Origin of the sequence: Sphingobacterium micropteri, from assembly GCF_014692515.1 — a bacterium.
In the GTDB taxonomy this organism is placed as follows: Bacteria; Bacteroidota; Bacteroidia; order Sphingobacteriales; family Sphingobacteriaceae; genus Sphingobacterium; species Sphingobacterium micropteri.
In genome coordinates, this window is record NZ_JACOIK010000010.1 from 23,352 (window position 1) to 48,202 (window position 24,851).

Annotated in this window: 22 protein-coding genes and 1 other RNA gene; 10 read left to right on the forward strand and 13 right to left on the reverse strand. The window is 40.2% G+C overall.

Annotated elements, in window-relative coordinates; all coding sequences use genetic code 11:
* Window positions 1-61: 61 nt before the first annotated feature.
* Window positions 62-697, forward strand: a complete 636-nt coding sequence (locus H8B06_RS14345; RefSeq protein ID WP_190994959.1) for a peroxiredoxin — start codon at window positions 62-64, stop codon at window positions 695-697.
* Window positions 698-736: 39 nt separating this feature from the next.
* Here H8B06_RS14345 and H8B06_RS14350 read toward each other — a convergent pair whose 3' ends face one another.
* Both H8B06_RS14350 and H8B06_RS14355 read right to left on the reverse strand, forming a co-directional pair.
* Entirely contained in the window at window positions 737-1,837 is a 1,101-nt protein-coding gene (locus tag H8B06_RS14350; protein ID WP_190994960.1) for a S1C family serine protease, read from the reverse strand.
* Window positions 1,838-1,854: 17 nt separating this feature from the next.
* Window positions 1,855-2,424, reverse strand: a complete 570-nt coding sequence (locus tag H8B06_RS14355; protein ID WP_190994961.1) for an RNA polymerase sigma factor — start codon at window positions 2,422-2,424, stop codon at window positions 1,855-1,857.
* A 118-nt stretch (window positions 2,425-2,542) separates the two neighbouring features.
* On the opposite strand from H8B06_RS14355, the gene ispF reads away from it, so the two are divergent.
* The 3 genes from ispF to uvrC all read left to right on the forward strand — a co-directional run bounded on the left by ispF (window position 2,543) and on the right by uvrC (window position 7,230).
* The gene (gene ispF, locus H8B06_RS14360) at window positions 2,543-3,022 is read left to right on the forward strand and encodes a 2-C-methyl-D-erythritol 2,4-cyclodiphosphate synthase (RefSeq protein WP_130143324.1); all 480 of its coding nucleotides are present in this window, start codon (window positions 2,543-2,545) and stop codon (window positions 3,020-3,022) included.
* A 77-nt stretch (window positions 3,023-3,099) separates the two neighbouring features.
* On the forward strand, window positions 3,100-5,349 hold the full coding sequence (locus tag H8B06_RS14365; protein WP_190994962.1) for a penicillin-binding protein 1A: 2,250 nt from the start codon (window positions 3,100-3,102) through the stop codon (window positions 5,347-5,349).
* A gap of 81 nt (window positions 5,350-5,430) precedes the next feature.
* On the forward strand, window positions 5,431-7,230 hold the full coding sequence (uvrC, locus tag H8B06_RS14370) for an excinuclease ABC subunit UvrC (RefSeq protein WP_190994963.1): 1,800 nt from the start codon (window positions 5,431-5,433) through the stop codon (window positions 7,228-7,230).
* Here uvrC and era read toward each other — a convergent pair.
* Both era and H8B06_RS14380 read right to left on the reverse strand, forming a co-directional pair.
* Window positions 7,227-8,105, reverse strand: a complete 879-nt coding sequence (era, locus tag H8B06_RS14375; protein WP_190994964.1) for a GTPase Era — start codon at window positions 8,103-8,105, stop codon at window positions 7,227-7,229. The two genes, uvrC and era, sit on opposite strands and share 4 nt — an antisense overlap.
* A gap of 51 nt (window positions 8,106-8,156) precedes the next feature.
* Window positions 8,157-10,100: a KUP/HAK/KT family potassium transporter gene (locus H8B06_RS14380; protein ID WP_190994965.1), complete on the reverse strand. Its 1,944-nt coding sequence runs from the start codon at window positions 10,098-10,100 to the stop codon at window positions 8,157-8,159.
* Window positions 10,101-10,300: 200 nt separating this feature from the next.
* On the opposite strand from H8B06_RS14380, the gene H8B06_RS14385 reads away from it, so the two are divergent.
* Complete coding sequence (locus H8B06_RS14385) at window positions 10,301-10,717, forward strand: T9SS type A sorting domain-containing protein (protein ID WP_190994966.1); 417 nt, start codon at window positions 10,301-10,303, stop codon at window positions 10,715-10,717.
* Between the two features lie 14 nt (window positions 10,718-10,731).
* Here the strand turns inward: H8B06_RS14385 and ispG are convergent, their stop codons facing one another.
* On the reverse strand, window positions 10,732-12,735 hold the full coding sequence (gene ispG / locus H8B06_RS14390; RefSeq protein WP_190994967.1) for a (E)-4-hydroxy-3-methylbut-2-enyl-diphosphate synthase: 2,004 nt from the start codon (window positions 12,733-12,735) through the stop codon (window positions 10,732-10,734).
* A gap of 200 nt (window positions 12,736-12,935) precedes the next feature.
* Window positions 12,936-13,862, reverse strand: coding sequence for a LiaI-LiaF-like domain-containing protein (locus H8B06_RS14395; RefSeq protein ID WP_190994968.1), 927 nt, complete (start codon window positions 13,860-13,862; stop codon window positions 12,936-12,938).
* Between the two features lie 167 nt (window positions 13,863-14,029).
* Here H8B06_RS14395 and H8B06_RS14400 point away from each other — a divergent pair, with 167 nt between their 5' ends.
* The 3 genes from H8B06_RS14400 to H8B06_RS14410 all read left to right on the forward strand — a co-directional run bounded on the left by H8B06_RS14400 (window position 14,030) and on the right by H8B06_RS14410 (window position 16,495).
* The gene (locus H8B06_RS14400; RefSeq protein ID WP_130143315.1) at window positions 14,030-14,764 is read left to right on the forward strand and encodes an MlaE family ABC transporter permease; all 735 of its coding nucleotides are present in this window, start codon (window positions 14,030-14,032) and stop codon (window positions 14,762-14,764) included.
* Window positions 14,765-14,774: 10 nt separating this feature from the next.
* Window positions 14,775-15,530 (forward strand): ABC transporter ATP-binding protein, encoded by a 756-nt coding sequence (locus tag H8B06_RS14405; RefSeq protein WP_130143314.1) that lies wholly within the window; start codon window positions 14,775-14,777, stop codon window positions 15,528-15,530.
* Window positions 15,531-15,595: 65 nt separating this feature from the next.
* Window positions 15,596-16,495, forward strand: a complete 900-nt coding sequence (locus H8B06_RS14410) for a class I SAM-dependent methyltransferase (protein ID WP_190994969.1) — start codon at window positions 15,596-15,598, stop codon at window positions 16,493-16,495.
* A 10-nt stretch (window positions 16,496-16,505) separates the two neighbouring features.
* Here H8B06_RS14410 and H8B06_RS14415 read toward each other — a convergent pair whose 3' ends face one another.
* The 3 genes from H8B06_RS14415 to H8B06_RS14425 form a co-directional block, all read right to left on the reverse strand.
* Window positions 16,506-18,275, reverse strand: a complete 1,770-nt coding sequence (locus H8B06_RS14415; protein WP_190994970.1) for a hypothetical protein — start codon at window positions 18,273-18,275, stop codon at window positions 16,506-16,508.
* 99 nt (window positions 18,276-18,374) lie between these two features.
* Window positions 18,375-19,217: a formyltetrahydrofolate deformylase gene (gene purU, locus H8B06_RS14420; RefSeq protein WP_190994971.1), complete on the reverse strand. Its 843-nt coding sequence runs from the start codon at window positions 19,215-19,217 to the stop codon at window positions 18,375-18,377.
* Between the two features lie 31 nt (window positions 19,218-19,248).
* On the reverse strand, window positions 19,249-21,108 hold the full coding sequence (locus H8B06_RS14425; RefSeq protein ID WP_190994972.1) for a DNA topoisomerase IV subunit B: 1,860 nt from the start codon (window positions 21,106-21,108) through the stop codon (window positions 19,249-19,251).
* A 93-nt stretch (window positions 21,109-21,201) separates the two neighbouring features.
* On the opposite strand from H8B06_RS14425, the gene H8B06_RS14430 reads away from it, so the two are divergent.
* Window positions 21,202-21,552, forward strand: coding sequence for a hypothetical protein (locus H8B06_RS14430; protein ID WP_223857692.1), 351 nt, complete (start codon window positions 21,202-21,204; stop codon window positions 21,550-21,552).
* A 1-nt stretch (window position 21,553) separates the two neighbouring features.
* Here H8B06_RS14430 and accD read toward each other — a convergent pair whose 3' ends face one another.
* From accD to dprA, 3 genes are all read right to left on the reverse strand, one after another.
* Entirely contained in the window at window positions 21,554-22,396 is an 843-nt protein-coding gene (accD, locus tag H8B06_RS14435; RefSeq protein WP_190994973.1) for an acetyl-CoA carboxylase, carboxyltransferase subunit beta, read from the reverse strand.
* Between the two features lie 195 nt (window positions 22,397-22,591).
* Window positions 22,592-22,689, reverse strand: an RNA gene (gene ffs / locus H8B06_RS14440) — signal recognition particle sRNA small type.
* 105 nt (window positions 22,690-22,794) lie between these two features.
* Window positions 22,795-23,892: a DNA-processing protein DprA gene (dprA, locus tag H8B06_RS14445; RefSeq protein WP_190994974.1), complete on the reverse strand. Its 1,098-nt coding sequence runs from the start codon at window positions 23,890-23,892 to the stop codon at window positions 22,795-22,797.
* A gap of 65 nt (window positions 23,893-23,957) precedes the next feature.
* Here dprA and H8B06_RS14450 point away from each other — a divergent pair, with 65 nt between their 5' ends.
* Window positions 23,958-24,200, forward strand: a complete 243-nt coding sequence (locus H8B06_RS14450; protein ID WP_130143307.1) for a hypothetical protein — start codon at window positions 23,958-23,960, stop codon at window positions 24,198-24,200.
* A gap of 13 nt (window positions 24,201-24,213) precedes the next feature.
* Here the strand turns inward: H8B06_RS14450 and rsmG are convergent, their stop codons facing one another.
* Window positions 24,214-24,849: a 16S rRNA (guanine(527)-N(7))-methyltransferase RsmG gene (gene rsmG / locus H8B06_RS14455; protein WP_190995115.1), complete on the reverse strand. Its 636-nt coding sequence runs from the start codon at window positions 24,847-24,849 to the stop codon at window positions 24,214-24,216.
* Window positions 24,850-24,851: the final 2 nt, after the last annotated feature.

The following is a 24,851-nucleotide window of genomic DNA, read 5'->3' on the forward strand; positions in this document are numbered from 1 at the left end:
AATCCACTAAATTTGTAGATATTGTAGTTGTTTATTTAAAAACCTTTAAAAAGAGTAAGATATGAGTTTACGATTAGGTGATGTTGCTCCGAACTTCCAAGCGGAAACATCCATAGGAAAAATTGACTTTTACGAGTACATTGATGGGGGTTGGGCAGTTTTGTATTCACACCCCTCAGATTACACGCCTGTATGTACAACAGAACTTGGACGTACTGCGCAGCTGAAATCAGAGTTTGAAAAAAGAAATACCAAGGTTTTAGCATTAAGTGTGGATTCTGTTGAGGATCATTTAGGATGGATTAAAGACATCAACGAGACGCAAAACACAAACGTGGATTTTCCGATTATTGCGGATAAAGATCGTAAGGTGTCGGAGTTATATGATATGATTCACCCTAATGCTTCTGCTACGGCTACCGTGCGCTCCGTATTTGTTATCGGTCCAGATAAGAAAGTTAAGCTAACGCTAACTTATCCAGCTTCTACAGGTCGAAATTTCTTTGAGATTTTACGGGTGATTGACTCACTTCAATTGACAGATGAGTATTCTGTTGCAACACCTGCCGACTGGAAAGACGGCGAAGATGTTATCGTGGTTCCTGCGATAAAGACAGAAGACATTCCAGCTAAATTTCCAAAAGGTTACACGGAAATAAAGCCATACTTGCGTGTAACGCCGCAACCGAATAAGTAAAAAAGAAACGGGCAAATATAACTTTGCCCGTTTCTTTTTTTAATAAACTTTCACGATATAAATGTAATCCTGTAATTTTTTAATCTGGTCAGTCCGTGATAGATTATGCAATAAATTTTTATTGTTCAGTACGACATTTTTTCCATTAAGTGAGTCCGCCGGGATACTATTCAGTGTTTCCATTAAAGCTTTCGTTTTGATTGCAAATGCTGCACCATCTATCCCTTTTTGTTTTCCACTGATAATCCCAATAACATTCCCTTCCTTATCCAATAACGGTCCCCCACTATTACCGGGGTTTACCGGAATTGATATTTGATAGGCGAGTGTGTCGCCGGCATAACCGGTAGATGAGCTCAGATAACCTTGTCCATATACGGCTTCATCTCTGGGAAAACCAATTGTATAAACATCTTCTCCCATATCAGAATCTTGTCTTTTAAAGGTATATGGGATACTCCTTATCGATTTAAAGGTGGAATCATTGATATGTAGGATGGCCAAATCTTTCTCGGGATTTGTAAAAATAATCTCTGCTTTGAAAGATTCGCCTTTGTGATTTTGTAAATGTACCGAATCGGCGCCGGTGATAACATGATAGTTCGTGACGACATATCCATTTTTCGTAATCATGAATCCCGTTGCACCGTAATGCATTGTTTCCTTTACATTGTCTTTGGTGTTATGAATGTTTTGAATAGCTGCGTTCTGTGCGTTTACATTACGTTTTACGGTATTCATATCCCGGCGTAATGCACTATAGTCGGACGTGGTTTTTTTAAGATTTTTATAATATCCTGTTAGCCATAGCGTCGAGAACACGGATACAATAGCAATAGCAGCGGCCACCGCAGCATTGAGTTTTAATCTATCCCACAAACTGATAACTTTAGTCGCTGGTTTTGGGCTGTGAGCCTCATGGTAGTCTTGCGCAACGTGTTGTAAATTTCGCTTGAAATTTGACCGCGCCTCAGCTTTTACCATAGTCGTTAAAAAAGCTTTATGTTGTGCAAAAATTTCTGCATGAACAGGGTTTTCTGTACAATATGTTTCAAACCTCGATCTATCTTCTTGGGAAAGTTCTTCCCGAAGATACGCATCTGCCCACGCTATAAACGCCTGTTGATTTAAGCTTTTCATGCCCATTTAATTGTAACTTACTTTTTGAAAAATATCTTTTTTAAACGCTGAAGACACTTGTATTTTTGCGTCTTCGCATTATCAGCGTTTGTGTAACCAAACTTTTCACAAATTGCTGCCATCGATTGCCCTTGTATATAAAAATCATACAAGATCGTTTTACAAGGTTCTCCTAATTCGTTTAATGCATCTTCCATCTGGACGAGATTAGTTTCCTTAAGCTCATGATCTTCGATCACTTCTTCAGCAGCTAACGACTCTCCGTAATCGTCTATTGAATCCTTACGATATTTCGCTTCGCCACGAGTAAGGTGTTTAAGCCATAGCCGCTTGGAAATCGCATATAAAAATGTTTGTAATCTGCTGCTCAACATAAAATCACCATCACTGATTTTATTATACAGCACCATCACGGTTTCTTGGAAAATATCCTGTGCTTCCTCTCTGCTACCACGATTGTTGATGATCATCTGGGCAATAGGCGGGAAATGTATTTGATATAATTGCTGGATAGCAAGGTTGTCTCCCTCCCTGATGCCGTCAATGATTTTGCAATCAATCTGTATATCGCTTTTTTCCTTACTCACTTATTAATACCTTTTTAGTCAAATAGTAACCTATTTACGCCGCATTAATTTTTATTTTTTTCATCCGGTCGATGAGAAATCAAAAGTAGCAAATAAATTTTTGTATGTTCGCGTTGTTATGAAGATAAAAGTAGGTTTTGGTTTTGATGTCCATCAAATGAAAGAAGGACACCCATTTGTCGTAGGGGGGGTACAATTAGAACACTATGCAGGGGCGTTCGGACATTCGGATGCCGACGTCTTAGTACATGCGATTTGCGATGCTATTTTAGGAGCAGCAAACTTAGAAGATATCGGATTTCATTTTCCGAATACTGATCCTAAATGGAAAGGAATTAGCAGTCTCGTTTTGCTGGAAGAATGTGTAAAGCTCTTAAAAGAAAAGGGGTTTAGGTTGGGTAACATTGATGGTATGCTATGTTTGGAAGCCCCGAAGATTAAACCCTATATCCCGGCCATGAAAGAGAATATTGCGAAAGCTGCTGGGATTGATATAGAGGACATATCCATCAAGGCTACCACAAATGAAACGATGGGCTTTATAGGTCGTCAAGAAGGTGTTGTGGCGTACGCCGTGTGTCTTATTGAGAAATCTTAGATTGGACGTTCTAAACTTTTTTAAAACTTATTAAGGTGAGAATGTTAACTTTGCACTAAAATCGTATCATAGATGCTATGAAGAGAGAATCAAAGCAGAAGTTGACAGAAGTAGATATCAAGCGATATACCCGGAATTTTTGGATGATATTGTGTAGTATTGTTATTCTTGGTGCACTTTTCCTTGTGAGTGTACGTTTAGGCGTATTTGGCAAATTGCCATCTTTTGAAGAATTGGAGAACCCAAAGAGTAATTTAGCTTCAGAAATATTGACCGATGACCTTCAGGTATTGGGTAGATATTACAAACATAACCGCTCTAATGTAAAATACAGTGAGCTATCTCCTTACTTGGTGCATGCCCTAGTGTCAACAGAAGATAAGCGTTTTTATGATCATGCCGGTATTGATTATTCCCGAACGATAACTTCTGCGATATACACTACGTTGTTGAATAGAAAACAAGGTGGAAGTACGATTACGCAGCAATTGGCCTTAAATCTCTTCTCCGAAAGGAGGGAACGCAATACGTTTAAGCGTATGATGCAAAAATTCCAAGAATGGATTACGGCTGTTCGCTTGGAGAGAAGTTATACCAAAGAAGAGATCATCACGATGTATTTCAATACGGTCGATTTTGGGGCCTACAATACTTTTGGTATAAAGTCAGCAGCCCGAACGTATTTTGATACTACTCCTGATAAATTGACGCCAGAACAAGCTGCTATGCTTGTGGGCATGTTGAAAGGGACATATATTTATTCGCCCGTCAGATTTCCAGAGAATTCGATGAAGCGCCGGAACACTGTTTTGAATAACATGATCGACCAGAATTTTCTGACAAAGGAAGATGGACAAAAAGCGAAAGAGCAGGAACTGGGTTTAAAGCTCCGAATAGCGAATTACGGAGAAGGTATGGCACCGTATTTTCGCGCGGTATTGAAAGAAGAATTAAAAAAAGAATTCAAACGTCTATCCATCACGAAAGCCGATGGTACACCTTATGACTTGGACCGTGATGGATTGAAGGTGTATACACCGATCAACTATGTTATGCAGCAATATGCGGAAGAGGCTCAACGAGAATGGATGGAAAAGCTACAGCGGGATTTTGATCGTCAGTATCGGAACACCGATCCATTTAAGGGAGAAAATGCAAAATTATTGGTTTCTGGCATGCGCCGCTCCGACCGTTATCGCATATTAAAAGAAGCGGGTATGTCAGAAGAGGAGATCAAACAGGAATTTAATAAGAAAGCGCCGATGACCTTGTTTACCTATAAGGGGAATGTCGACACCGTCATGACGCCAATGGATTCTATTCGTTACAATAAGCTTTTTCTCCAAAATGCGGTGATGTCTATGGAACCTAAAACAGGTTATATTAAGGCGTGGGTTGGAGGTATCAGTTTTGAACATTTTAAATTCGATCATGTAAAGCTGGCGCAAAGACAGGTGGGGTCCACAGCGAAACCATTCACCTATGCTGCCGCAATAGATAACGGATATTCACCTTGTTTTCCGGTGCCCAATCATTCTCGGACCTATGGTAATTGGACACCTCGTGGAACAGTGCAAGGAGGCGATCCTATTACATTGAAAAATGCGTTAAAATATTCACAGAACTTCGCTTCTGCTTATGTCATAAACGAAGTAACCGCTACAACAGTTGCTTCTCTGACTAAACGCATGGGCATTACGTCCAACGTGCCGAATTATCCGTCTATTGCGTTGGGCGCCTATGAGGCTTCTGTGTTTGATATGGTCGGTGCTTATGCCGCATTTGTTAATCACGGTACGTGGATTGAACCCACTATGATTTTACGTGTCGAAGACAAAAATGGTACAACTATTTATGAGAAAACACCAACGGTGGTTAAGGCTTTAAACAGCGAATCGGCTTATATTATGGTCGATATGTTGAAAGGTGTCGTGGATGGCGGTACAGGTTCTCGTTTGCGGTGGTCGGCGGAATTTGGTGGGTTTAAAAATCCAATGGGTGGAAAAACAGGTACTACAAATGATAATTCTGACGCCTGGTTTATCGGTGTTACGCCAGATTTAGTAACCGGTGTATGGACGGGGGCGGAAGACCGTGGTATTCGTTTCCATAGCATGGCGTCAGGCCAGGGCGCACAAGCTGCACTTCCTATATTTGGTTTCTATATGAAGAAGGTCTATGCCGATAAAAACCTGCATTATACACAGGAGGATTTCCCACTTCCACCGGGTGGTTTGACACGCGAAATAGATTGTAGTCAATATAAGGAGTTTTATGGAACACCCTCTAATGAGGAAGTTTTGGACGACGATCGATTGGGATTCTAGTAATTTTACGTAATTTAGATAGAATTTATAAATGCCGAGCAGCAGATTTTGACGAAATTTGTTGTTCGGCGTTTTTATGACATGAGTGCATTTGATTACAGAGAAGAATTAAAGAAAATTCCCCATAAACCGGGTGTTTATCAATATTTTGATAAAAATAATGAACTCATTTATGTGGGAAAGGCTAAAGATTTGCGTAATCGGGTAGGCTCGTATTTCGTAAACGAGCATCAACTCAATAGTAAAACGCGTGTACTTGTGCGAAAAATAAACCGTATTGCGTTTACTATCGTCGATACGGAAATTGATGCGTGGCTTTTGGAGAATAACCTGATCAAGAAACATAAGCCTCGTTATAATGTCATGTTGAAAGATGACAAAACCTACCCTTGGATTGTCATCAAAAACGAACATTTTCCGCGTGTTTTCTGGACACGAAAATACATTAGGGATGGATCCCGCTATTATGGGCCTTATGCTTCTGTGGGTATGATGCACATTATCTTGGATATGATCCGGGAACTTTTTCCTTTACGCACCTGCAATCTGAATCTCTCTCCCGAAAATATAGCCAAAGGCAAATATAGGATTTGTCTGGAATATCAGATTGGCAATTGTAAAGGTCCGTGTGAAGGATTTCAATCTGAAGAAGATTATAACCAAAACCTCGCGGATATAAAAGATATATTGAATGGCAAGATTGCAGTAGTTACCAACCGTCTGAAAAATCAAATGAACGATGCGGTGGCCGCATTAGATTTTGAAGCTGCACACAAAGTAAAAGCTAAGTTGGAAAAACTTGCTAATTATCAAAGTAAATCTACTGTTGTTAGCTCGTCGATTACAAATGTGGATGTATTTAACATTGCTTCGGAAGATAATTATGCTTTTGTAAACTACCTGAAAGTCGCGCATGGCGTTGTTATCCAGACCCAGACGTTGGAAATGAAGAAACGTTTAGATGAATCCGAAGAGGAGTTACTGGCATTAGCGATTCCCGAGTTTAGAGAACGTTTCAAAAGTACGTCTAAAGAAATTATTGTTCCTTTTGACATTCATATCGAAGAAAATACAACCATAAAGTTTACCGTGCCCAAAGTAGGGGAGAAGAAAAATTTATTGGAATTATCTCGTAAAAATGTGGCTTATTTTAAGAAAGAGCGTATGCTGCAGTACGAGAAGTTGAATCCTGAAGTGAAAACAGAACGCATCCTAAAGCAGATGCAAAAGGATCTACGTTTGAATGTGCTTCCGCGGCATATCGAATGTTTTGATAACTCCAATATTCAAGGTAACTATCCCGTATCAGCTATAGTGGTTTTCAAAGACGCGAAACCTTCTAAAAAAGATTATAGACATTTTAACGTAAAGACTGTCGTCGGGCCAAATGATTTTGCCACGATGGAAGAAGCCGTTTTTCGACGTTATAGAAGAATATTAGACGAAGACCAGCCACTCCCCCAATTAATTGTGATTGACGGTGGGAAAGGACAGCTAGGAGCGGCGATGAAAAGTTTAAAGCTATTAGGGATAGAAAAAAAAGTGACGGTTATCGGTATCGCCAAGCGTTTGGAAGAATTATATTATCCTGGAGATCAATATCCGTTATATCTAGATAAGAAATCCGAGACCTTAAAAATTATCCAACATCTGCGCGACGAGGCACATCGTTTTGGAATTACATTTCACCGTAATCAGCGCAGTAGGAAAACATTTGTCTCTGAATTGGAAAATATTCCGGGGATAGGAAAAACCTCTGTAGAAAATCTATTGAAAATCTTCAAATCAGTCAAGAAAGTAAAAGAGGCGTCCGATGAGGAATTGAGTAAAGTGCTTAGCCGGAAACAGGTTATAGCGCTCCGCGAATATTTTATACCCTAATCTTCGTAGCCAAACTTTTTCAAGTAGTTTTTCTTACGGCGCCAATCGGGAATTACCTTGACAAAAAGTTCCAAAAACACTTTTCCGCCAATAAACTCTTCGATATCCTGTCGAGCGTATGTGCCGACTTTTTTTATCATGGAGCCAGCTTTTCCAATAAGAATATTTTTTTGGGAATCGCGCTCTACGATGATTTCCGCAGCTATCCGAGTGATATTTTCTTCCTCCTTATAAGAAGTTACGATTACTTCGGTACTGTATGGAATCTCTTTGTCGTATAACTTAAAGATTTTTTCTCGAATCATTTCCGATACAAAGAAACGCATACTTTTATCCGTTAACTCATCTTTTTCGTAGTAAGGCGGATGAATAGGAAGTTTCTCTTTAATATACTCCATGATGCCTGCGACACCATGGTTAAGTAACGCAGAAATAGCAAAAACAGCGTCCGGATTTAGTTTTTCTTGCCAGAATGCTATTTTACTCTTCACTTCTTCTTCTGACGATTTATCTATCTTATTAATAAGAACAGCTACAGGAGAATTTGTCTTCTGCAATCTTTCAATGACATCACTCTCATCGAATTTTTCGTGAATGTCTGTCACAAATAAAATGACGTCAGCGTCAATAAGCGAGCCCTGTACAAAATTCATCATCGATTCCTGTAAGGAATAGTTTGGTTTGATAACACCAGGTGTATCCGAGAATATAATTTGATGGTCATCATCGTTCACAATTCCCATGATCCGATGTCTGGTAGTTTGTGCTTTCGGTGTAATGATGGACATTTTCTCACCTACCAATGCGTTCATTAAGGTAGATTTCCCGGCATTGGGCTTTCCGATGATACTGACGAATCCTGCTTTATGCGACATGAATGTTGTTTTATTTGACGTGTAAAGATACAAAATTTAAGAAGATAGCCACTATGGGAGTCTTCGGAGCGAAACTTCCTTGGTGTTGGGGATGTTTAGTGGAACACGTTCAAGCGTTACAAAGCTACTATCCAAGCCAAAACTTTTTTCTTCCGACAAACTGAATTTCTTTAATGTTTTATATATTTCCAAAATGATTTTTTCATGCCATTTCAGCGCATGTGTTTTGGCGATTATCTTCTCAAGTACGACGAAATTAAAATCTCCCGCTATACCATGTTTTCGCAAAGTATCATAGTTGCTGGTAATGTCAATTTCCCCTTTTTCTACCATATCTTCGACAACTTTTCGGAATAACAAACTAATGCGCTGTTCTTCTCTAAACCCTAATTTAAAGTCGATGCGGATTAGTTTCTGGGGTATAAGTTGTTCTACGAAATACTCCCTTGTATGCGGATTATCCATTACATCAACATGTACAAGCCAATATACATCCGCCCGTTTGGGTTTTTTGTTCAAGATAGAATAAATGATTTTGGATTCGATTTCGTTTTTGTTATTTGCACTTGTCAGATACACGAGATGTGACGCGAATACGGGAACAGACTTATCCTCACTTAACTCTCCAATAATCGAGAAATATGGGCGGATGTCGTTAAAGCGAACAAAACTATTTTTGATTTTACGTGCACCATACCAGGCAAACATAACCATAAATAAGGTGCTGGCTAGCAGTAATGTGAGCCATCCTCCATGTGTCAACTTTACAAGGTTTCCGGCAAGAAACCCGATTTCTATAGTAAAATAGAATAAAGCAAAAATCACAATCCATACGTTGGGTACATGTACCCTCGATAAGAAGACGCACATCAAAATTGTCGTGGCAATAAATGTTAGGTTTATAGCCAACCCGTAAGCGGCCTCCATATTGGAGGAATGTTGAAATACAGCTATTATCAACATACAACCGATATACAGAATAAAGTTTATGGATGGCACGTATAACTGTCCCTTATGATCACTGGGATAGCGAATAGAGACTTTTGGCCATATATTTAAACGTACAGCTTCGGAAATTAAGGTGAAAGATCCGGATATCATAGCTTGGCTTGCAATAATTGCGGCTATAGTGGCGATAATAACACCATAACCGACAAATGCATTGGGCATAATAGCATAAAAGGGATTCGTATCTCCGATGGGTGTGCCCGCGTGTTCCAGGAGCCACGAACCCTGTCCGAAATAATTGAAAATGAGCATGAGTTTAACAAATATCCAACTCATGCGGATATTGGATTTCCCACAATGTCCCATATCAGAATATAAAGCTTCCGCTCCCGTGGTACATAGGAATATCGCGCCGATTAAGAAAAGAGAATTTGGATGATTGATAATCGTTACAACAGCGTAGTAAGGGTTTAAAGCGTAAAATACTTCCGGGGCGCGTACGATATATAATAACCCTAAAATGCCGATCATACTAAACCATATAAACATCAAGGGGCCAAAAATACGCCCTACGATGGAGGTGCCAAATCGTTGGATAAAGAATAATAAACTTATAATCGCGATGACAATAGGTACGGTCGGTATTTCCGGGTTTCGTATGGCTAATCCCTCAATGGCAGATGAAATAGTGATTGCCGGCGTAATCATGCCATCCGCTAGCAAAGCGCTGGCACCGATAATGGCGGGAATAATAAGCCATTTTGCCTTTTTGCGAACCAAGGAATAAAGAGAAAGGATACCTCCCTCGCCTTTATTATCAGCCTGCAGCGTAATCCATACGTATTTTATCGTAGTCTGTAAAGTCAGCGTCCAAAAGACACAGGATAAACTACCTAAAATAAGATTTTCTTCTATAATGCCCTTGTTGAAAATTGCTTTTACAACATAAAGAGGAGAGGTGCCGATATCCCCGAAAATGATGCCTAAGCTAATTAATAAGCCGGCAACGCTTAGCTTATTCGCATCGGAATGCTTATTGGGTTTCATTCTTTAAAAATTAGGAAGCAAACATACATTAAAAATATGTGTATTTTTATAATGACAAAAAAGACAACGTATAATCTTGTTAAAAATTGTTAAAGGGTGAAAAAAAATAAAAAAAAGTGTCCAACCGTAAGTCAAAAAAAGTAACTTTGTTAGTATCAATTACACTAATACTCTAATCTACTTACTGGTGAAATTTTAACATGACAGGATTTAGGAAAAAAATAGCATTATTTACACTCGCAAGCATAACCATGCTTGGTGTAGGAAAAGCTATGCCTATCCACACTGTCTTGGAAAAAGCAAATATGACATTGCATGCTTTTTCTATGCCTAATAGTGATCAAGAGAGCGAAAAGTTGATCAATAATGTAAAGGTATTTTATAATCCCGTAGCAGAACAAATTACCCTAAACTTCACGTTAAGTCAACAAAATACCGTTGTTATTAAGGTCATGGATGCGTTAGGAAATGAGGTTTTAAATTTAATGAACGGGCGTTTAGATGCTGGTTTGCAGAGTTTATCCTTTGATACCGACGGAAAGCTTACAGCAGGCTTTTATTTTGTACGGGTGTCCTCCGGTACAGAGACTGTAGTAAAACGTATTTCTGTAAGATAATCTTAGCGGGAGGATTACGCATCCGCATCTATCCATAATCCATCATTTTTTATAATCTCTATCAATTCATCTAAAGCATTGACCGAGCTAACGTTTCTTTTGACGACTTCTTTGCCTCTATAGAGCGTTATTTTATCTGGGCCAGCACCTACATATCCATAATCTGCGTCTGCCATTTCGCCAGGTCCATTTACGATACAACCCATAATACCGATTTTTAGACCTTTTAAATGATTGGTACGGCTCCTGATCATTTGTGTTGTCTCCTGTAGATCAAAGAGTGTCCGTCCACAGCTTGGGCAGGATATGTATTCTGTTTTTGAGATACGGGAGCGGGTAGCTTGTAAAATCCCGAAAGATAATGAAGCAAGTTTATCCAACGGAGTTGCAGGAGAGTCGATCCAAATGCCGGATCCTAATCCGTCAACAAGTAAAGCCCCCATATCCGTTGCAGCGTATAGCTGTATTTTGGAGATCGGTTCTTCCGGATGCATGATATCTCCGACAGGACCTGAAAATTCTGCTACGGGGTAACTTCGTTTTATGATAACTGGGTTATTTACACCGATGGTTTGCAGGTTATTAAAAAATTGGCGTTGATCTGCCATGCCATGTAAGTGATTAGTCTCTAAAACGAAGATAACCGTGTTATTTATCTGTAAATTTGCGAAAAAATCCCCCTCCAGATCATCATTCGACAACGTGATCAAATTTAAGGAAGAGTCATGTACCGCAGCCTCTTGAAAGCTTTTTAAAGAATAGACAGGATGTTTATTAGCTTTGTCATCTAAATTTTGCCAAGTATCATAATCGTATAGTACCTTGAGGTTTCCGGGCAATGTAAACGATGGCAATTGCGAACCGAGATAAACAAAGTCAACCGATTGGTCACCCATATGGTATTTATCATTCAATACATCGTATCGATAGCCGACCGCAGTCAGTACGAATGGGTCTTTTAAATTTTCGCGGGAGATATCGGCAACCACTCTGGGAACCAAAGAGCCACCAATAAATGCATTGACTTCCATTGTTTCATAAGGCATGGTGTTCGTATGGCCGGATAGGTTGACAATTTCGCGCGCAGGTGTCTGTTCCTGTTGTGTCTTGCGGTCAGTATATCGATTAACTAAAGCTCGGGCAACAGGGATTTCATATTCAGGCTCTTCTGTTAGCGAAACTCGAATAGTGTCACCCAACCCATCTTCCAATAATGTACCAATGCCAACGGCGGATTTTACCCGTCCATCTTCACCATCTCCCGCTTCTGTAACCCCTAAATGAAGGGGATAATTCATATTCTCCGCCACCATTTTTTCGACTAATAGGCGATAAGCACGCACCATTACTTGTGGGTTGGATGATTTCATCGACACAACGAGATTATAATATCGTAAATCTTCACAAATCCGTATAAATTCTAAAGCGGATTCTACCATACCCTCAGGCGTATCTCCGTATCGGCTCATAATACGATCGGAAAGCGACCCATGGTTTGTGCCAATACGCATAGCCGTACCGTATTCCTGGCATATTTTAACGAGAGGCGCAAACTTTTTATAGATGCGTTCCAATTCACCTTGATAGGCCACATCGGTATATTCTATCTGGTCAAATTTCTTTTTGTCAGCATAATTGCCGGGGTTGATACGTACTTTTTCCACGATACGTGCAGCTACCTCAGCGGCGTTTGGTGTGAAATGGATGTCGGCTACCAAGGGGACATTATAGCCCCGTATTTTTAGTTCTTTCTTAATATTGGCCAGATTTTCTGCCTCTTTGATGCTTGGTGCCGTAATTCGCACATATTCACATCCGGCATCTACCATGCGGATAGTTTGTTCTACTGATCCCAACGTATCCATGGTGTCGACCGTCGTCATGCTTTGAATACGAATAGGATGATCTCCTCCCATAGGAATATCGCCCACGGTTACTTCCCGCGTCAAAAATCGACTATAGGATGTTTTGGAATTACAATATCCCCCAGGTAAAATGATTGCGTTCGTTGTGTCCATGCGTAGATACAAAGTTAGCGTTTTTATGTTCTTTTTCCCGTAAAAAGAACCAAAACCTCATCGCTTCGAATATTTTACATTGGGTTTAGTACTAAGGATGAATTTGTACAGTTGTAAAACATTCGGATGCGATCTTTAAAGTTAAGGGAGAGATGGTGCAATGCCTTCCGAAGTAATTTTATAAATCCTGGTTCAGACAGTTAATATCGAGATATGGTGAAATTATTGGCAGCTCCTTCCAGCTCAATATCAAACTTATTTTCCGCATCGTCGTAATTTGCTGTTTTTGCGACACCACTTTCGTCGGATTCAAAACCTTCAAAAGAATTTTTCGATAAAATAGAAGTATATTCAACTTTAACAGCTGCATCTTTTGGAATGCGGAAATGGATTTTTGAAGCGGCGGTAGCAATATCAATTTTTGAATGAGGTATCTGTGGAAGTCCTAACGTTAGGTTCATGTTGCTTGCCCCGGTGTTGATCTCGAGATTTTCGAATTTTAGTGTAGACAAATCGCCGGTAATATTAGCTGCGCCATAGTTTAAATTTAGGTTCCATAGTACGTCGGGATGAAGATTTATGAGAACTGCATTTGACTTTTTGCTTTTTGAAGTTGGTTTTGCATTGATAACGACCCTTTGTTTACCGTCCTCGAGCGCTGTTTTCATGTTCATGCCCATATCGTTGGCTCCAGATCTGGCCGATACGAGATTCGTATTTTCTTCGACTTTCATTTCAAATTTTCCAGCGCCTCCGTTAAACTCCAAGATCGACTCTTTCAGTGTTGAATCAAACGGGATATGAACCATATCAGATAGTGGGGTATCCTTGTCCGGGTTTTCAATATTGATGTACTTGCTATTATACAGCTGTTCGGTCCAGTCTGTTTTCGAAGCCGACATGCCGACATACAAAATCCAACCTAAGAACAGGACGTTACAACCAATTTTAATATAATTTCCATACGGCTTGTCTTGAGCGATTAGATTGATTCCGGCAATAACAATGAGCAATGGCCAGTATTTGATTATTGCCCAAAAATTAAAATGTATAATGTCGAGGTTGTGTAATAAAAGCACCACACCTATAAAGACAAACCAAATTCCGGATGTTATCTTATTTTCCATACTTCTGTAAATATAACAGCTCAAAGCTACAAGTTACGATTTTTCTATAAAATCCCTTTTAGGTTATCTGATAAATACTTTCGGCGAAATAAACCATTCTATCGGTGAAATATCTTCCATGCAAATGTGTATATTGCAATAGTATTTAACGAAAGGTCGATTATTCTATGATATTTCATCATTTTGGTTCTTATATCTTGTTGTTGAGGAAGGTCTTCAAAAAGCCTGAGAAATGGAAAATATATTTAAAAGAGATTTTTCATGAAATGAACGAAATAGGGATAGGCTCATTAAGCTTAATTTTGATTATTTCTACATTCATAGGAGCGGTTATGACACTGCAAATTGCCTTTCAGTTGGTATCTGATCTTATTCCGAGCACTGTTATCGGACAGATCAACCGGGATTCTAATATTTTAGAATTGGGTCCTACCATTTCGGGTTTGGTATTGATGGGGAAGGTGGGTTCCGCTATTTCTTCTCAGATTGGTTCGATGCGTGTAACGGAGCAAATCGATGCGTTGGAGATTATGGGGATAAATGCACCTGGTTTCTTAATCCTCCCGAAGATTCTTGCGGGTGTGATTATGGTTCCCGTATTGGTTATTATCGCTATTTTCTGTGCTATTGCCGGTGGTTTAATAGGAGGTAGTTTATCAGGAGCAGTCGCACCATCGGATTATATACAAGGTATACAAGAAGGTTTCAATGGCTTTACAGTGACCGTTGCCATTGTGAAAGCCATCATTTATGGTTTTATCATTACCTCGGTTCCTGCATATAAAGGGTTTTATGTTAGAGGTGGTGCATTGGAGGTCGGACAGGCCGGTACGCAAGCCGTGGTCATTGGTTGTATCGCGATTTTGGCCTGCGATTATATCATTACCGCATTAATGTTGTAGTAATAAATTTATGATTGAGATTCAAAATATATACAAGTCATTTGGTGACAACGAGGTATTGAAAGGAATCGATGCCATTTTTGAACCTGGCAAAGTGAACTTGATTATCGGGGGATCGGGTTCCGGCAAAAGTACCTTACTGAAGTGTATTGTTGGTCTCCACGAACCCGACCAGGGGAAAGTATTTTTTGATCAGCAAGAGTTTACCGGAATGGATTTTGAAGAACGCATCCCTATCCGAAAGAATCTAGGAATGTTGTTTCAAAACTCCGCTTTGTTCGACTCTATGACGGTCGAACAGAATATTATTTTTGCATTGAGCATGTTTACGGATATGAGCCAAGCGGAAAAAACAGAGCGAGCTAATTTCTGTCTAGACCGTGTAAATCTGAAAAACGTTAATAAATTATACCCATCCGAACTTTCAGGAGGGATGAAAAAAAGGGTCGGTATTGCACGAGCTATTAGCATGAGTCCTAAATATTTATTTTGTGATGAGCCGAATTCTGGTCTCGATCCTGCTACCTCGATATTGATTGATGAGTTAATCCAAGAGTTAACGGAGGAATATCAATGTACGACGTTAGTCGTAACACATGACATGAACTCGGTGATGGGAATAGGCGATTATATTTTGTTTTTATATAACGGCCAAAAATTCTGGGAAGGATCCAATGAGGAAATGTTGCGTTCGGATGTGCAGGAATTGAATGATTTTGTCTTTGCCAGTCCGCTCATGAAGGCTGCGAGAGATTCCATAAAATAGTACAACATCTCCAAGTGAATGTCTATCTTTGTGGCGTCTAATAGTTGACATCAAAATAGCTAAAATTGACTTCTACAACAAATATACAACTTCTTACACCACAGCATTGGGAGGATTATGAACTTATCGATTGCGGTGATTTTGAAAAGCTGGAGCGTTTCGGTGATGTGCTCTTGATCCGTCCGGAACCACAAGCGGTGTGGCCAAAAACTTTATCAGAAGCCGAATGGACGAAAAGACATCATATCCGGTTTAAAGGGCGTTCTGCGACGTCCGGAGACTGGCTAAAGAAGAACCCCAGCCTCCGAGACCGTTGGCATATCGAATACAAAAATAACGATGTAGCGATTAAATTTCGGTTAGGGTTGACATCATTCAAGCACGTGGGCATATTTCCGGAGCAAGCTGTGAACTGGGACTATATTTCCGAATCTGTCAAGTCGTTTAGTGCACCTCATCCTAAAGTACTTAATTTATTCGCTTACACCGGTGGGGCCTCGTTGATCGCAAAAGCTGCAGGGGCAGACACGACCCATGTTGATTCTATTAAACAGGTTGTTACCTGGGCGAACGAAAACCAAGAACTATCAGGCTTAGATAATATCCGTTGGGTAGTAGAGGATGCGCTTAAATTTGTAAAAAGAGAGTTAAAGCGTGGCAATAAATACCACGGTATTATATTAGATCCTCCCGCATACGGCCATGGGCCCAAAGGCGAAAAATGGAAACTCGAAGATCATATTATGGAGATGATGCGTGATGTGGTACAACTCCTCGATCCAAAAGAACATTTTCTCATTTTGAATACCTATTCTTTGGGTTTTTCTTCCGTCATCGTGGAGAACCTAATACGAACGGCTTTCCCACAAGTGGAAAACCTTGAGATCGGAGAACTTTATTTGCAAGCAACTGCAGGTTCCAAACTCCCGTTAGGCGTTTTTGGGAAATTTAGAAAGATAAAATAGCAGGCTTTTCTTATGCCTGCCCTTTCAATTCCTCCTCGTAATTGCTTAGACTCGATAAAAAACATCGTGTTTCTTTAAACCCAAACTTCTCCATTTCATTGGTTATTGTGCGGTAATAAGCTACTCCCCGTAACAGTTGATCTTTGAATTTCTGGATAACTTTCAGCCTTTTTACATCGTCGAAGCTGTTTTTCACCATATTTTTGAGATATTCTACATAAAGGTGCAATTCGTTTAGAAAAATAGACGGTCTTTCTTTCAAAGCTAAAGGACGACGGCCATATATATGGTCTACCATTTCTTTTAACGTATAGGTGTCTTCAAAGTATGCCGTATTTGGTCCAGGACAGATAGAAACTGCCGTGCTCTCTTTTGGTTTCTGTATGTTATATTTTAAATAGGCAGATGCGGCAAGTCCCTCACATAGGCAGGTTTTCGCTGTAATTTTATCAAACTGCGCCTGAAATTCAGCATCGGGAAGCGCGCGGCTTTTTAATTCGTTAATTTTAGCATGTTGATAAACACGGGAAGCCGTACATATAGGTTCTTCTGAAAACTCCGTGTTGGATACCAGATATTTTTTTGTACAAGGACTCCCCGGAACACCTTTAGCTATACGTTCCATTCGTCTTTGTTCCGCTGTACTTCCCTTAAAATTATTGAAAGGAACACCGAGTGGAGAAGAGTCACTTAGATAGAAATCCGATTTATCCGCCCGTATTAATTGCGTTAATGTATCGTCGTCCACTGTCGTCGCTTCGGGAACTAATAAAAACGGAGATCCCCATCCTGCACTATCAAAACCATAATAAGTTAAAAGAAATACCTGTTCTTCGGCCGTTCCTATTCCTCCCTGTACGGCAAATTTGATAGGGAGCGTATGGACATTCGATGTGCCCTTTTCACGTAGAGCTGCTCTGTATATACTGGAAAGCTCTTGAACGAGCTCTTCTTTCTTTTGTTTAAATTCTTCCAGAATAGGCCCGAGTAAATAGCCCTCTGTCGCAAACGCGTGTCCACCACAATTTAAGCCAGACTCTATACGGAACTCAGAAACCCACAACCCTTTTTTAGCAAGATATTTCGCTTGAATGTAGGCAGATCGATAGTCAGATACTTTCAATATAATTTTCTTTTCCAATACCCCATATCGGTTTGGGAAGAAGGGCGGCAATTCGGTAAGGTAATTGTATAAACGGGGATTCATACCGGCCGACAACACAACGGAAGAGCGTAAGTTGGATTGCGCGAAACCTCGTAATGCTGCCAAAGCATCCGAATATTTTTCGTCTAACTTATTTCCCTTTGCATCTACGTTGAGTTTATCGACTTTTGCCATAATATTGACATCGATTTCTCCGGGCACCACCATTGTTTTTAATTCTTCTTGTAGAGCCGTTTTCTGAGCTATATCCTCCGTATCTAACATTGTTTTGTAACGTCGCTTGCTGAAGTCATTATCCGGCAATAGTTCAAAATATTTTGTTAAGTCAGAATCTGGTAGGAATTCCTCGTTCTTGATATGGAAAATCTGCATATCAATAATTTGCTGTACTAAATTGAGATAAGCCGTAATTCGCTTGGCGCGATAATCTTCCTCGGTTTTCTTTATGGAAACGTAATAAAGCTGGTTTTCTTGTGCATGGAACGCTCGCATACGCTCGATAAGCTCATCGTCTACAATAGACATAACCGAAGAGATACCAAATTTTGCAACTTTTAATGGAGAGTCAATGGAGAAAGCTAACCCTAATACAGGGATGTGGAATGCGTGTTTCATATATAATGTGTGTCATTACAAAATACAGTAATTTCACGCAGGTATAAAATAACGCATACGCCTTTAAAAAATGATTCAAATCATTTTTCTATAGTATCTCTACTCAAAAACAATCGTCTTGTTGCCCTGCAACATTACCCGGTCTTCCGTTAACAAATGGATGGCATGGCTTAATACTGCCTTTTCGATTTCCTTTCCCGCGGTAACCAAATTGGGAACATCATAGCTATGGTTGATTGATTTGGTACGTTGCACAATAATAGGGCCTTCATCCAAGTCGTTAGTGACGTAATGTGCTGTTGCACCGATAATTTTTACCCCTCGTTTGTAAGCCTGTCGATAGGGGTTTGCACCAATAAAAGCGGGAAGGAAAGAATGGTGGATATTAATAAGCTTATTCTCAAATTTTGCGACGAAAACTGGTGAGAGAATCCGCATAAACTTTGCTAATACAATATAATCTGGTTGGTATGGCATAATGGTATCTGCCAATTCCTGTTCAAATTCTTCCTTACTTTTGTTCTCATGCGATACACAGTGGTAAGGAATGTCGAATTTTTCGGTGAATTCTTGCAGCGTGTCGTAATTCCCGACTACTGCTTTTATAGAAGCATTCAGTGTCTTGAAGAAATGACGCACCAGGATGTCCGCAAGACAATGATGTTCTTTCGTAACTAATATAACGAGTTTCTTTTCGCGAGCAGGATTGATGGACACTTGTGCCCGGGCAGGTAGATTCTCTTCCAAATCCTGTTGCAGTAGTGCCGTAGCCGCTGGTACGCCACTGCACACTACACGGACGAAGAATTTGCGATTTTCTTCATCAACAAATTCTCGCATGGTTACGATATTCAAATGATGCTTGGCGATGATGTGGGCGACACTAGCAACTAGGCCCACCGCATCTTGGCACTGGATCAGTATTAAGGTTTGGTTATTCATTACTTATGTTGTGATAATATATTGTTGCCTTCTATGAAGCGACAGCAGCTTTAGCAAGTTCTTCTTCCAGATCGATTTCAATGCGTAGGTTTTCCACAATATGTTTTTGCCTATCGGGTGTATTTTTACCCATATAATATTCCAACAATTGCGGGAGTCTATTCTCTTTGGAAAGGATAACAGGGTCGAGGCGCATATCCTTGCCAATAAAAAGCCCGAATTCGGAAGGGGAGATTTCACCCAAACCTTTGAAGCGGGTTATCTCTGGTTTGCCCCCTAGTTTAGCAATAGCACGTTGACGTTCCTCATCCGAATAACAATAGATTGTTTCCTTTTTATTCCGCACACGGAATAGGGGTGTTTGTAAGATGGACACATGTCCAGCTTTGACCAAATCCGGAAAAAATTGCAAAAAGAAAGTGAGTAAAAGCAAACGGATGTGCATACCATCTACGTCCGCATCTGTTGCAATGACGATATTGTTATAACGGAGTCCGTCCAATCCGTCTTCAATATTTAAGGCATGTTGTAGTAAATTAAACTCCTCGTTCTCATAGACAATCTTCTTCGACATACCATAAGAGTTTAAGGGCTTACCTTTTAAGCTAAACACCGCTTGTGTCTGTACATCACGCGATTTGGTGATAGAGCCACTTGCCGAGTCTCCCTCTGTGATGAATAGTGTCGTTTCAAGGTTACGTTCGTTTTTGTCGTTGAAGTGGATTTTGCAATCACGCAATTTTCGATTATGCAAAGACGCTTTCTTAGCGCGTTCATTAGCGAGTTTCTTAATGCCTGCAATATCTTTTCGCTCACGTTCTGATTGCAAGATACGTTTGAGGAGGGCATCAGCAGTCGTCGAATTTTTGTGCAGGTAATCGTCTAGTGCCTTTTTGACAAAATCGTTGATAAAAGTACGGACCGTCGGACCTTCAGGGCCGATGCTTTGTGATCCGAGTTTTGTTTTTGTTTGCGACTCAAATACGGGTTCTTGTACTTTGATCGCAATTGCTCCAATAATAGACGACCGGATATCGGAAGCATCAAATTCCTTTTTGTAAAATTCCCGAACGGTTTTTACAACGGCTTCGCGGAATGCTGCTTGGTGCGTACCACCTTGCGTCGTGTGTTGGCCATTTACAAACGAATAGTATTCCTCCCCATATTGCTGACCGTGGGTTAACGCTATTTCAATATCATCACCTCTTAAATGAATAATAGGATAGCGCATGGATTCGGCGTCAATATTGCGTTCGAGTAAGTCTTTGAGTCCATGTTCAGAAACAAACTTTTGTCCGTTGAAATTGATCGTCAGTCCGGCATTAAGAAACACGTAGTTCCATATCATGTTTTCGACAAACTCCATACGGAACTTATAGTTCCGAAAAATCGTTTCATCGGGATAGAAGCTTGTTGCCGTACCATTGCGTTGTGTGGTTTCTTTTTGCTCGTCGGTCACTAATTCGCCGCGTTGAAACTGTGCGATACGCGTCACCCCTTGACGATACGACTGTACGGTAAACTGATCGGAAAGCGCATTTACCGCTTTCGTTCCCACACCGTTTAGGCCTACAGATTTTTGGAATGCTTTGCTGTCATATTTACCACCGGTATTGATTTTAGAAACCACATCCACTACGGATCCAATAGGAATTCCACGACCATAATCACGTACCGCTACTTTATTATCGTGGACGGTGATGTCAATCGTTTTGCCGGCGCCCATCACGAATTCGTCTATGGAGTTGTCGACAATCTCCTTTAACAATACGTAGATTCCATCGTCATAAGCAGAACCATCTCCCAATTTCCCGATATACATACCCGGACGCAGACGGATGTGTTCTTTCCAATCTAAGGAACGTATACTGTCTTCGTTATATGTCGTCATACGGTTTGTTTAAGTTTTCTTTGCTAACAAAAATAGGAAAAAGATTAGATAATTTCGGCAAGCTCTTTGCCTAATCCTATTATAGAAAAAGCTATGAAAGGAAAAGTCGTTGTAAGTAGGTTTTGGACAAATATCTTTTCGGGAAGAAAAGCGATTGCCATCGTTATTTTTCCTTTTATCTTTTTGTTGGACAAACGTTATAAAGAAGATAGGTATTTATTGAACCACGAAAATATACATATCAGGCAGGCAGCAGAGATGTTGGTTGTTCCTTTCTATATATGGTATACTGTCGAATTTTTGATACGCTATTTACAATACAAAAAATTTCGGAAGGCTTATTTTAATATCTCTTTTGAGCGGGAAGCCTACCGAAATGAACAAAATTTGCACTATTTAAAGAGCCGTAAGTTATGGGCTTTTAGAAAATATCTTCAATTATAGCTTATTTTACCAACCGTAAATAATTGGCCACTTTATGTTTAAGATTCCGACGATCCACAATAAAATCTAGGAAGCCGTGCTCCAAAACAAATTCAGATGTCTGAAAGCCTTTCGGTAAATCTTTTTTGATCGTTTCTTTAATAACACGTGGGCCAGCAAACCCGATCAATGCACCCGGTTCAGCAATGTTAATGTCTCCTAACATCGCGTAGGAAGCCGTTACACCACCTGTTGTCGGGTCGGTTAATAAACAAACATAGGGGATTTTAGCCTGTGCTAACAGCGCTAATTTTGCGGATGTCTTCGCCATCTGCATCAACGAGAAAGCAGCTTCCATCATACGTGCCCCGCCCGATTTGGAAATCAACATGAAAGGGATTTTGTTCGCTATACAGTAATCAATAGCCCGAGCGATTTTTTCGCCAACTACCGATCCCATGGAGCCCCCAATAAATGTAAAATCCATACAAGCAATCACGATATCTTGACCTTCCATTTTACCATGGGCACAACGGATGGCGTCTTTTAGGCCTGTCTTCGCTTGGCTGTCGGCTAGCCGGACAGGATACGGTTTCGTATCCGAAAATTGAAGCGGATCACCCGATGTTAAGTTTTCAAATAGCTCGGTGTATTTGTTGTCATCGAAAAGGATGGAGAAATAGGCAGCAGAACCGATACGGATATGATAGTCACAATATTGACAAACATATTGATTTTCAATTTGTTCACTGTTCAATAGCGGCTTTTTGCAATTCGGACATTTATTCCACATGCCATCAGGCGCTTCCTTTTTATTTTCGGTTGCAGTATTGATACCTGCCTTGTTTCTTTTAAACCAACTCATAAGTTCACGATAATTCGGACTACAAATAAACGAAACCATCATGATTTATGCAAACACTAAAGGGGGATGAATAATTCATGATAGCTTCATCGCCTTTAAAGAACAAGTTATTACCTGAAAAAATAGTATAAAAAAGAGGGAAGGAGTGATGCGGGTTACGAAAGTAGTAGAAAACTGTGGGGTTTATAAAATAAAAATAGGCAAGCTACTCCTATCGCACCGCTCAACCTAATACCCTTGCTTTGTTCCCAACCTGGGGGAGTCAAAGGGAGCTGGTCGTAGGAGACTTGCCTGCGACAAAAGTAGTAAAAAAATAGTTCTTTGGAAAACTTTTTATACGACTTTGCTTAGAAGCTTGATTGTCAGTTAAAAATAATTATGTTCATTTGGCAGATACTTTACAGCATCTTGTAAATTTTCCCGGGTAAAGAGAGGAGTATACCGTTCATCTCCATTTCTAAGAGTATCATCGCCAATTTACTCATAGGCCAATCCAGGTGAAAGGCAATTTCATCAACCTGGGCGTGTTCCCTTTCTCGTAAGAAATTGTACACCCGTTGCTCATCTTTGCTCAAGTTGTTTGTTAATAATGGAAGTTGTAACCCTTCCTTTTTGGGCGTTGGACGTTCCCATCCCATGAGGTATATCAGATCGTCCGCATGGCGGATAAGGTGTGCCCGATGCGTTTTAATCAAATAATTACAGCCGGCGGAATATTCCTGATCTATCCCACCTGGAAAAGCGCACACATCTCTATTATAACTGTTCGCAATTTCGGCGGTAATGAGTGCTCCACCTTTTTTTGCCGCTTCCACGACAATGGTGACGTCGGCTAGTCCGGCAATAATGCGGTTTCTTGCCGGAAAGTTGTTGCGATCGGGAACGGTATCCGACGGGTACTCCGTAAGCAAACCGCCATTCTCCAACATACGGGAAGCAACATCCCGATGTGCGGCGGGGTATATCCTATCCAGTCCATGGCCCAAGACACCAATAGTAGGGATCTTATGTCGGAGGGCTAACCGATGTGCTTGTACATCAATACCATACGCCAGGCCACTTACAATCTGTATGTCATATTCCTGTAGTGTTGAAATCAGCTCTTCACAAAGACGTTTTCCATATGCTGTTGCATTCCTAGTACCCACAATGCTGATACAACGATTAGGATTTTTAGCTGCTGTTCCTTTATAATAAAGTAAAAGTGGGGCATCTTCGCATTGTTTTAAACGACGCGGATAATTGGTGTCTTCAATCCAAAGTGTTTCGATGCGGTGCTTCTCGACAAAAGCCATTTCTTGTTCCGCTTCATACAGATAGTTTTTCGAGAGAATAGATTCCACGGTTGCTTTCCCGATATTTGGAATGGATAGCAGCTGCTTTTTACTCGCGTCAAAAATATCATCGACTGAACCGCAGTAAGCTAATAAGGTACGCGCCGTCTTGGAGCCTACACCTTTAATCTTTGTAAGTGCAATTTGTTTGAGCATGGCCATAATTCAGAGATCTAAAGTTAAGAAATTTGTATAAAAATCCTAACTTTGATTGAAAATAAAGTGTAATGGAATTACAAGGAGCACAAGAACCATTTGATATAGCGATCGGTGAGATCGTATATGCTGTTTTCCCCGAAGAAAAAGATGTTTACCTTGTTTTCAAAGAAGGTAAAGAATACGTTAAAATTGTAAAAGATACGGACACCTCTTGGCTAAAGCTGAACCCCGAAACGGAATTGCCTATGTTTGGCATGGACGAGGAAGTGAATCTTATCGGGAAAAAGATAGACGAAGAATTAGGCCAGTAATGCAGAAAACCTACTACATCGGCACATATACCACGTATTTTGTGTCAAAGAAATCCTCTTTAAAATAGGAGGATAGTGGATGTAGTTCTGCTTTGAGCCGTGATTCTTTGATTTCATCCCGAAGATCGCCCCCTTTTAGATAAATAATGCCGTTTGGGATACCATTTCGATCTTGTTTTTCAAATTTATTTCGAATCCAGGAAGCAAATTCACCTAAACGTGTTACCGCGCGCGATATCACAAAATCATATTTATAATCCAACTGCTCTGCACGGATATGGTCGGCCTCTACATTTTCTAAACCGAGAGCCTGGGCCACTTCACGCACCACTTTAATTTTTTTTCCAATAGAATCGACTAAATGAAATTGTGCTTCCGGAAAAAGGATAGCTAAAGGTATACCGGGAAAACCACCCCCAGTTCCAACATCCAATATCCGGGTGCCGGGTGTGAACTCCGGCATAAATTTGGCGACACCGAGTGAATGTAGGACATGCTTCAAATAAAGGCTATCAATATCTTTTCTGGAAATGACATTAATTTGGTCATTCCAGAATGGGTACACCTCTCCCAATTGTGCAAATTGTTGTTTTTGTTTTTCCGTTAATGTTGGAAAATATTTGTAGATAATATCGACTGTTGGGTTCATGT